General features: G+C 36.9%; 1 pseudogene. It reads right to left on the bottom strand.

The annotated features are described in order from the left end of the window. Positions 1-269 (bottom strand): annotated as a pseudogene (locus tag DMB44_RS09185) (RNA-guided endonuclease TnpB family protein); the annotation flags it as partial. Positions 270-344: the final 75 nt, after the last annotated feature.

The following is a 344-nucleotide window of genomic DNA, read 5'->3' on the forward strand; positions in this document are numbered from 1 at the left end:
AATCTTGATAACTCTTTATTGAAATACTGGTTTATTGATTTCAGAACACCGCCCTTGACAGCAATACCCTTTTCGGATATGTTGTTTCCAATGGTTACGATGTTCCTCACACCAATATCGATGCCCAGTATTCTCTTAGGACTTAACTCCGATACGTCTGATATCTCTTTAGAATATACTATCTCCACATCATAGCCGATGCCCAATGGTATAATCCGCACTTCCCTCAGATCTACATCATCTAATCTTGTCTTCACCTCCAGATCCATGATTTTTGGGAATTTTAATATTCCATTATCAATAGAACACTGCTGGTTTGTGAATATTAATATAAATTCTCCATC

The organism is Thermoplasma sp. Kam2015, assembly GCF_003205235.1.
Lineage (GTDB): Archaea > Thermoplasmatota > Thermoplasmata > Thermoplasmatales > Thermoplasmataceae > Thermoplasma.